Annotated in this window: 6 protein-coding genes and 4 pseudogenes; 4 read left to right on the top strand and 6 right to left on the bottom strand. The window is 34.6% G+C overall.

Features of this window, described 5'->3' with window-relative positions; genetic code table 11:
• Positions 1 to 98: 98 nt before the first annotated feature.
• Positions 99 to 506: pseudogene (locus JR312_RS05005) on the bottom strand (IS4 family transposase); the annotation flags it as partial.
• 216 nt (positions 507 to 722) lie between these two features.
• On the opposite strand from JR312_RS05005, the pseudogene JR312_RS05000 reads away from it, so the two are divergent.
• Positions 723 to 1654, top strand: a pseudogene (locus tag JR312_RS05000) (IS110 family RNA-guided transposase).
• A gap of 193 nt (positions 1655 to 1847) precedes the next feature.
• On the opposite strand, the pseudogene JR312_RS04995 reads toward JR312_RS05000, so the two are convergent.
• Positions 1848 to 2830: pseudogene (locus JR312_RS04995) on the bottom strand (IS4 family transposase); the annotation flags it as partial.
• Between the two features lie 107 nt (positions 2831 to 2937).
• Between JR312_RS04995 and JR312_RS04990 the strand changes: the two are divergent.
• Both JR312_RS04990 and JR312_RS04985 read left to right on the top strand, forming a co-directional pair.
• Positions 2938 to 3090 (top strand): hypothetical protein, encoded by a 153-nt coding sequence (locus tag JR312_RS04990; RefSeq protein ID WP_155975182.1) that lies wholly within the window; start codon positions 2938 to 2940, stop codon positions 3088 to 3090.
• A pseudogene (locus JR312_RS04985) lies at positions 3075 to 3991 on the top strand (IS5 family transposase). Before JR312_RS04990 ends, JR312_RS04985 begins: the two are co-directional and overlap by 16 nt.
• Positions 3992 to 4339: 348 nt before the next feature.
• On the opposite strand, the gene JR312_RS04980 reads toward JR312_RS04985, so the two are convergent.
• The 4 genes from JR312_RS04980 to rlmB form a co-directional block, all read right to left on the bottom strand.
• Positions 4340 to 5317, bottom strand: coding sequence for a quinone oxidoreductase family protein (locus JR312_RS04980; RefSeq protein ID WP_416647876.1), 978 nt, complete (start codon positions 5315 to 5317; stop codon positions 4340 to 4342).
• Between the two features lie 170 nt (positions 5318 to 5487).
• Positions 5488 to 6024, bottom strand: a complete 537-nt coding sequence (locus JR312_RS04975; RefSeq protein ID WP_010082343.1) for a cytochrome c oxidase assembly protein — start codon at positions 6022 to 6024, stop codon at positions 5488 to 5490.
• On the bottom strand, positions 6025 to 6747 hold the full coding sequence (locus JR312_RS04970; protein ID WP_010962942.1) for a Bax inhibitor-1/YccA family protein: 723 nt from the start codon (positions 6745 to 6747) through the stop codon (positions 6025 to 6027).
• Between the two features lie 79 nt (positions 6748 to 6826).
• Complete coding sequence (gene rlmB, locus JR312_RS04965; protein ID WP_038199241.1) at positions 6827 to 7591, bottom strand: 23S rRNA (guanosine(2251)-2'-O)-methyltransferase RlmB; 765 nt, start codon at positions 7589 to 7591, stop codon at positions 6827 to 6829.
• Positions 7592 to 7683: 92 nt separating this feature from the next.
• Here rlmB and JR312_RS04960 point away from each other — a divergent pair, with 92 nt between their 5' ends.
• The gene (locus tag JR312_RS04960) at positions 7684 to 8184 is read left to right on the top strand and encodes a Smr/MutS family protein (protein WP_010082340.1); all 501 of its coding nucleotides are present in this window, start codon (positions 7684 to 7686) and stop codon (positions 8182 to 8184) included.
• Positions 8185 to 8412: the final 228 nt, after the last annotated feature.

The following is an 8412-nucleotide window of genomic DNA, read 5'->3' as shown; positions in this document are numbered from 1 at the left end:
ATTACTTTTGTAATTCATGTAGAACTATAGCTATAATAAGTAAGATTTCCCTACGTCATACCGCCGCGGTATCTCCAGATCCCCCTAACAACTTACTATTACCCACAAATATAAAGTTCGTGAGCAAGTCGCCATCCTTCTGCTAAATCAAAGAGACGTTTATATCCTTTCCAAAGAGTAATTGGTCCTGGTTTTGGGTCATTTTTTCTTGCTAAATGGCCTCCAAGTTCATGAAACAGCTTCTTTTATGTTGGGAACTACACTTGGACATGGTTTTCTGTGTATTTTAACGTATAAAACTTTCCATTCTTCTTCAGCTAATAAGGTAGTACATGGTAATGTTGGGTTAGCTCTTGCAATTGATGTAATAAAGAAGATCCTCCAAGCAATAATACTCATAACTGTTAGATATCTCATTAGTCTTTCTGCTATTCCAAGCCTACATTCTTCAACTTTGAGACCGGATTTAAAATTTTATGTAATATCTCTATTTTCCATCTAAGGCAATTGTAAGTTAAAAACGTGATATAAAAGAGATAAGAGAGAAAGATAACCCTGCTCACTAGGAATAGCGGGCGTGCGCGACCGAAAGGAAATTGGTATTACAACCGTTGGTATCAAGGTACGCTAGCCCTATCTCTCGATACGTTTGAATAGTTGCTTGGGACATATATATGCACCCGTTTACAATCTTAAATTAACTAAAACTATCGAGGTTTATTATGGTTACATCTTATCAAAATTTTATTGGCATTGACATCGGAAAATTTAAAAATATCGTTGCAATTCACAAACAGAAGAATGCTGTCGAATTTGATAATAATGCTTCTGGTTGGCAACAATTATTTCAAGAGTTTTCAGATATTCTACCTAATGCTTTAGTGACTTTAGAAAATACAGGGAAATATGAGCTTGGCTTATCACATTTTCTTACCGACAAAAATATTGCCGTGCATCGAGCTAATACTCGTAAAGTAAAAAGCTTTATTTTATCTCACGGAACTTTAGCAAAGTCTAGATGCAAGAGCTCTTGCTCAATATGGATTTGAACGCCATAGAACTATCTCTCTATTTGTACCTACCTCTACAGAACAATCAACTTTGGCTGCACTTTGTCAACGTCGTGATGATATTACGCAAATGAGAACTCAAGAAAAATGCAGACTTGAAGCACCGGAAAATGATCATATAAAAGAAAGCTGTCAAAAGACCATTGAGTTTTTCGATAGTCAAATAAACGAACTCAATGATACTATACAAAAGATTATTGATGAAAGCCGCGAATTACAACAACGCCAAAAAATTCTTAAAACAGTTCCTGGAAAAGTTATCACAAGATTTTTTGTGTTTAATGCCAGAGCTTGGTTACTTAAATAGAAAAGAAGTAGCAAGTCTTGCCGGAGTTGCACCGCATCCAAAAGAAAGTGGTAAAGCTGTTGGTTACCGAGGGATTACAGGTGGTAGAAGTAACGTTCGTTCAAAGCTCTTTACAGCCGCTATGGCTGCTACAAGGTCAAAATCTATACTTGGCGCCTTTTATTCTAAGCTTGTTGAAAGTGGTAAGAAGAAGATGGTGGCTATAACAGCCCTAATGCGTAAAATTATAGTAATTGCTAATACAAGACTTAAAGAAGCAATTAATTTGCATACTTAAAAATCTTCACAACGGTAACTGAAATTGGCTAATGAATATGTGCGTCCACACAGACTTAAAGCACATATTCATTAGCTTAAGCAGAAATTGCTGTGGTAGCTGTTTGATATAAAATTCTATTTCTATGACAAACGGGTTTTTATTGCCCATACAATTTGCAAAATTACACAAATAAAAAAATTTTTAAAAAACATAGTTGATACCAACTAATTTTTTCAACAGCTTCATCGAAAGTATTAACTGAAAGATTCGTTAATAGCATCCATTCTAGCGGTTTTTTTTAAGGGAAGGGGAGTTTTCTCAACAACATAAACTGCATAAAGTGGTAATTTAGGTAGTTCTTCCGTCTTATGCCTAATATTATTCTTAGATGGATTCATCATAAACTTTCCAAATCTAACTTCCAAACGTGCTGTTCTTTTTGGCTTATTATCTTTTACAGGAACTTCAACTTCTACCGTACCTGCACAATGAGAGGATTTAATAAATGCCCATAACTTCTGCTCACCTTTTTCAGGATATCGAGATTTTCTATTTACTGCTCTATCTCTGCATGCTCTAACTAGCACTGCCGAATTAAGATTATGTGCAAGCTCAAAAAAGTCATATATATCTGCTTCTCTATCGCATACAGTTATAGTCTCAGTTTGAGTTGGATCAATAATATTATTTGTTTTTCTTAAAGTTTCCAACCACTTTACGCTTTCTTTATCTTCAATGCGATCGCTCTTTTTTTTAAGGTTCTCAGTTTCTTCAGGTCTTGAATAAACTTTTTGATCTAGTATCCCTAGTACCAAACCTTCTATACTAACGGCAAGAGCTGTATGCATTATAATACCTTTTGCAGTATCATAACTGGACAAATTTGCTAATCCGCTTGTTTTTTTATGGTTATTATATACAATGTAACTGGTATCTTGAATGACAAGAACCCTCTTGTGAGCTTTTGTTCTCTCAACCGTCTTATTAATATGTGTAGCTAAAATATCACTTTCTTTTACATTCTCATTTTGAAAAAAACGTTATGCTGTTTTTGCTTCTGACCAACTTTCACATGCTTGATTAATCTAACTTTCAGGTAATTTTGTCAAACATATCAGCAATCTTTACTAATCGCTCAGTTAACCTTTTATCTCCAAATTCATTTTTAGCCCATTCACTACTTTTACTTGCCATTTTACACCCTCAATATTTGCAAACTTTAATATTGTAATATTTTACTTTTTAGTCCATTTATATTTGTGGGTAATAGTAAGGAATGACACCGTCTTGGATGGAAACCAGTGTCAGCTACTTTCATGACACCATCACAAGGTGAAACTGGATCCCAGTGGGCTTTGTTGCATCGCTCAAGCGAAAAGAACTGGCAGTTACTGACAAAATTCATTATAAATAGCCATTTAACTGTTGAAGAAAAAATATGCCACAAAAAATGAGAGTCAGTAACTGCCATGAATATAACAAATTTCTCCAAGAAAGAGGAAGCATTTTTTGTTATATCAATGACGCCATAGAAAATTGGTACGAGAATTGTCCAAAAATGCAGGGCGGCAACTATATTTATAGTGATAAAGTTGTGATTTTGGTGCATATAATCGTCAGTTTCTTTAGAATTGGTTTAAGACAAACAGTCGGGTTTATAAAAGGGTATTTGCAACAAATAGGAAGAGATTTGCAGCTATTCACAAGCATCAAAAGAAACTTAATATTAAGATAAATGATTGCAGAAAATAATATGGAAGATATCGAAATTGCTATAGACAGTACAGGAATTAGTATATACAACAACACACAGCAAGGAAAATAGCACTGACAGAAAATATCGTGGCTATGAGCAAACGAGAAAATTGCACGTAATGTTGAATATAAACAACAAAAAAGCCATAGCTGTAAAATACAGTAACGGCTGATCACTATGGAGCTTGTGATTTGCTAAAAGAAGTCGATTTTCAGTATGTCATAAAAGTACTATATGCAGATAGGGCATATGACAGAGAAAAGCTCTATAAGCTGTGTAATCAATATGGTATAAAAACGAAAATTCCTCCGAAAAACAACGCAGCAGAGCATCCAAAGTTAGACTATATGGCTGAGAGAAATTCTGCAGTCAAGCTCATAAAGTCATATGATGAAGATGGTATAAAGAAGTGGAAAAAAGAGATGAGTTATGGAAAAAGATCTTATATAGAAAGTTTTTTCTCGCAACTGAAACAAACATTCGGGTTTAGTTTTAGGAATAAATCTGAGACAAATAGAGAGAAGGAACTACTTGTTAAATGCTATTTGCTCAATAAGTTCACTGATATTGGTATGGCTAAATTTGAGATAGTTACATGAATTTACCATAAATCACCATCTCATAAAGTGTGATGCAACAAAGCCATCCCAGTGTCAGCTACTTGGATGACAAGAAAGGGAGCACTGGAATGACAGGAGAAGGGGGGCTACTACCGTCATAAAGGAACCAGTGTCAGTTACTCGGATGATACCTTTTTCTACTTAATTTGGGTTATGCAAGAAGTCTATTCGCGGTATAGATTCCGCTAACACGTAGCGGGATGACGGTTGTCGGTAAATCTAAGTCAGTTTAGCTATATGCTTTTAATTCCCCCAAAAGGAGAATTAAATATGTGAAGTTCTAGTTGATATGACTTAATGAATGGTTAGTTTAAATTACTAATTTATTTAAGAGATTTTGATAATATTTAACCCACTCGCTTTTCTATTTTCCATATCACGATGTGCTTGAATTATTTCATCAAATTTATATTTTTTATTGATCCGTACAGTTAAAAGTTTTTTTCTTATCATCTCGAAGATTTCCATTGTGGTAAGCACTAATGTGAATCTATCATGCTTATAATGGTATATTGAGGTTCCAGTTGCAAATAACGAACGTGAACTAAGTAAAGAAAAACTAATAGGAGCGTTACCTGATATCTGCCCATAGGAAACGTATATGCCGAACCTGCCTAAAGATTCAAAAGAAAGCTTGCTTGTAGCGTAACCTATAGGGTCATACACTGCACCTACTCCTCTGTTTTGCGTAATCTCCATAACTTTAGAAACGAAGTCTTTATCATTGTAGTTTATTGCGTATGTGCAGCCACTTTGTAAAGCTATCTTCATTTTTTCATCAGAGCTTACAGAACCTATCACTACACCTTTTTTATCCTTTGCCCATTGGCATATTATTTGTCCTAAACCACCATTAGCCCCATGAACTAGCACGAAAGCACCAGGCCTAACTTTATAAGATTGATTAACTAAATAGTGAGCTGTCATACCTTTAAACAGCACTGCAGCAGCAACTTCATCAGATATGTCATCTGGAATTTTTATCAGATATTTCTGGTGTATAATGCGCTTTTCACAATATGCCCCTGGAGGAGCTGTGCAATATCCAACTCTGTCTCCAACCTTCAATCCATCACTGATTTTTTTACCAAGCTTTTCAATAACTCCCACTGCTTCTACCCCAAGCACTGATGGTAAATTTTTAATTTTGCGCGTACCTTTTCTGTGCTCTAAATCATAACGATTTAAGCCGATAGTTGTGTGACGTACTAAAACTTCCCCGCCTTTTGGCTCACCTATACTCTTATCTACAAATTCTAATACTTCTGGTCCCCCAGTTTTTTTAATTTGTATAGCTCTAACCATGATGAATATTAAGATAAAAACTTTGATTATGTTATCTAACAATTAATATTTTGCAAAGTTATTGTTTTCACAATCAATAGACTTCTTGCGTTACCTCCTGTCATTCCAGTGTCAGCTACTTGGATGACACCCTATTGATTACTGAAATGACACGGTTTGCAAACATTCTGTTACTTAAGCTTAAAGAACGTGTATGATAGTGTTATTTCGCCCAAATCTTTTGTATTACTATCAAGCATTATCTCAGGATCTATATAGAAAGATACGGGCATAGCTGCTTTTTGTTTTGGTAGCAACATTTGCTCTTCAAAACAAAAGCATGCAACTTTATTGAAATACTTACCTGCTTTGAAAGGCGTAACATTATACACCGCCATACCAAATGAAGGCTGATCAGATAGATTTTTTGCGTAATAAAACGCTAAACTTTGTTCTCCTATGTTTACGTCAACGTAGTTAGTTTCTGATTTAAACTCCCAAGGTAGATCGGACATTATATCAGCATTGAAATGGACCCTGATCTTTTGGTTAGTTATATTTGTTGTTGTGTTAGTTACTTTTCTTATTGTGCCACCATACCCAGTAGCTTTACAGAAAATGCTATATAGAGGTACCGATGCATATGCAAGACATATCATCGACACAACTAAAGATACTAAAAAGAAAACTATAGAATTCTTACTGCCTTTCCTTAAAAAGGAAAACATCTAATCCCTATTGTTGAACAAGTTAAGTAACCTGAGTAGATTGAGAAATATATTAATAAAGTCAAAATAAAGATTAGTTGCACCGAGTATTGCCAATTTAGTAGTAGCAACTTCTGATCCGTCATTATGTTTATAATAAACGTCCTTGATTCTTTGAGCATCATACGCAGTCATTAAGGTAAAGACTATTACTGATATGAACGATATTGCAAAGTGGAGAGGACTACTTCCAAGAAATAAATTTACTATAGACGCAATGATTAACCCCCAAACTCCCATAATCAAGAAAGAGCCCATACTTGTAAGATCTCTTTTTGTAGTATTGCCATATAAAGCCATAGAGCCAAACATGATTGATGTAATGAAAAACGCCCTTGCTATATTTTCTGCAGTATAAACTATAAAAACATAAGATAAGGAAAGCCCCATTAACACTGAGAACGAGAAAAATATAGTAACGGCAGACTGAGCACTTAGGTGTTGAATTCTATAAGACATGTAGAACACCAATGCAACCGGAGATAACATTACCACAAGCGATAGAACGGGATTAGAATAAATTACTTGAAAAAGACCAGAAAATACTGTTAAAAATGCAACAAGCCCTGTGACGCCCAAAGCTAAAGCCATGTAATTATATACTTTAGTTAGGTAACTTCTAAGCCCAGCACTATAATAAACGCCTTGAGAGCGAATATCCTGTTCATTTCTCATATAAGACATAATATAACTCCTTTTATCCATTACTCAACACATTATAATATAAAACCATATTTTTATCAAGTGTTTTTATTATAAACAGCTATGCGCTGGCATTTGTTTTAATATAAATAGAATATAGGCCTATTGCTGCTGCGTTTGAAACATTTAAACTGTTAATTGCATTTGACATTGGGATTTTTAAAAGATAATCACAATTTTCTTTAACTAACCTCCGCATTCCTTTCTCTTCAGAACCAAAAATAATTACTCTTTTTTTCTCAAAACTCTTTATTTCATCTATATTTTCTTTAGCATTGCAATCAAACCCGTAACACCAGTAGCCGACCTTTTTTAAATACTGCATAGTTTTTACTATATTTGTAACGTATATTAGCGGAACAATATCTAAAGCCCCACTTGCTGCTTTTGCAATAGATGCATTTTCACTCGGTGAATGGTTATGTGGTAAAACCAATGCGTCGACATTAAAACAAGCTGAAGTTCTTAAAATTGATCCAATATTGTGCGTGTCAGTGACTTGATCTAAAATGACTATAGTAGAACTGTCGTTTGAGCTTTCAGCTACTTCTTCGATGCTTAAGTTATAAAGAATAGGGGCAACATTTAAAGCAATTCCTTGATGGTTAGCACCTTTGGGTAAAACGTCATTAAGTATTTTGTTTTCTACTAATCGAACTTTAATGCCCTTACTATTTGCATATTGCTTAATTTCTTTTTCGTGTTCTCTATAGAAATTTTCTGTTACTAACAGTTCTATACACCGCCTATTTTTATTCTTCAGTGCTGACATGCAGGTGTGCTTTCCATACAGCCAAAAATTCTCATTAGTTTTTGACGATTTCATCGTATTATTGAAAATCGGGTTTTTATAGAATAAGCAACATTTTACTATGTTTGAATATTGTTGTAAAATTATACAATTCGATTAATGCGTTTATGTCGGACGATGAGTTGGATTGGCAAAAAAATGTTAAGCCAATAAAATGTGGAAAAGTTACTTTGAAAGTTGATCATAAAGTAAATATAAAGTCTATGGTTGATAAAGGTACCTCCGACTTACAAGGGAATTTTCTTAATACCAATAATAGTAACTCATCATTTTGTCTTGACCAAAACACAAAATCAAAAGTTGATAGGGGTAAATATTTTATAAGCGATAAGCTCGATTTGCATGGCTATAATATAGAGGATGCTTACTGTAAATTGATAGATTTTATTATCAAAAATTATCGAGCAGGAAATAGATGTTTATTGGTAATTACGGGATACGGCAGTGCAACAAACAAAACAGACACTATAAAGAGTAACTTAAATAAATGGTTAAATGACACTAAAATCCAGCATATGGTTCTATACTACCAACAAGCTACGAAAAAACATGGTGGTAAAGGGGCTTTTTATGTTTTATTAAGAAGGAATAAAAACCTTGAGTCCTGATACTTAAAATTCCTTTTAAGCCTTAATTTTTCTTGTATAACCATACAGTGTTCGGCAGCGCGTGACGCACAACTGTGCGAACATTGTGATTTGGGTCTACCAGGAAGGATGTCTCCCAGTACCTCTTTTCCCGTCATCCCGCTACGTGTTAGCGGGATCTCATTTCACTTTATGAGGGTGTCATCCGAGTAGCCCCTTTCTCGTCATCCCGCTACGTGTTAGCGGGAT

The organism is Wolbachia endosymbiont of Nasonia giraulti (genome assembly GCF_048054155.1).
In the GTDB taxonomy this organism is placed as follows: Bacteria; Pseudomonadota; Alphaproteobacteria; order Rickettsiales; family Anaplasmataceae; genus Wolbachia; species Wolbachia pipientis_C.
Note: the sequence above shows the minus strand (reverse complement) of the source record. Positions and strands in the feature narration are given on the sequence as shown.

Excerpts from the sequence above, each read along its gene's own strand:
- JR312_RS04980 (WP_416647876.1), bottom strand. The coding sequence starts at position 5,317 with ATGGTTAGAGCTATACAAATTAAAAAAACTGGGGGACCAGAAGTATTA.
- JR312_RS04975 (WP_010082343.1), bottom strand. The coding sequence starts at position 6,024 with ATGTTTTCCTTTTTAAGGAAAGGCAGTAAGAATTCTATAGTTTTCTTT.
- JR312_RS04970 (WP_010962942.1), bottom strand. The coding sequence starts at position 6,747 with ATGTCTTATATGAGAAATGAACAGGATATTCGCTCTCAAGGCGTTTAT.
- rlmB (WP_038199241.1), bottom strand. The coding sequence starts at position 7,591 with ATGAAATCGTCAAAAACTAATGAGAATTTTTGGCTGTATGGAAAGCAC.
- JR312_RS04960 (WP_010082340.1), top strand. The coding sequence starts at position 7,684 with ATGTCGGACGATGAGTTGGATTGGCAAAAAAATGTTAAGCCAATAAAA.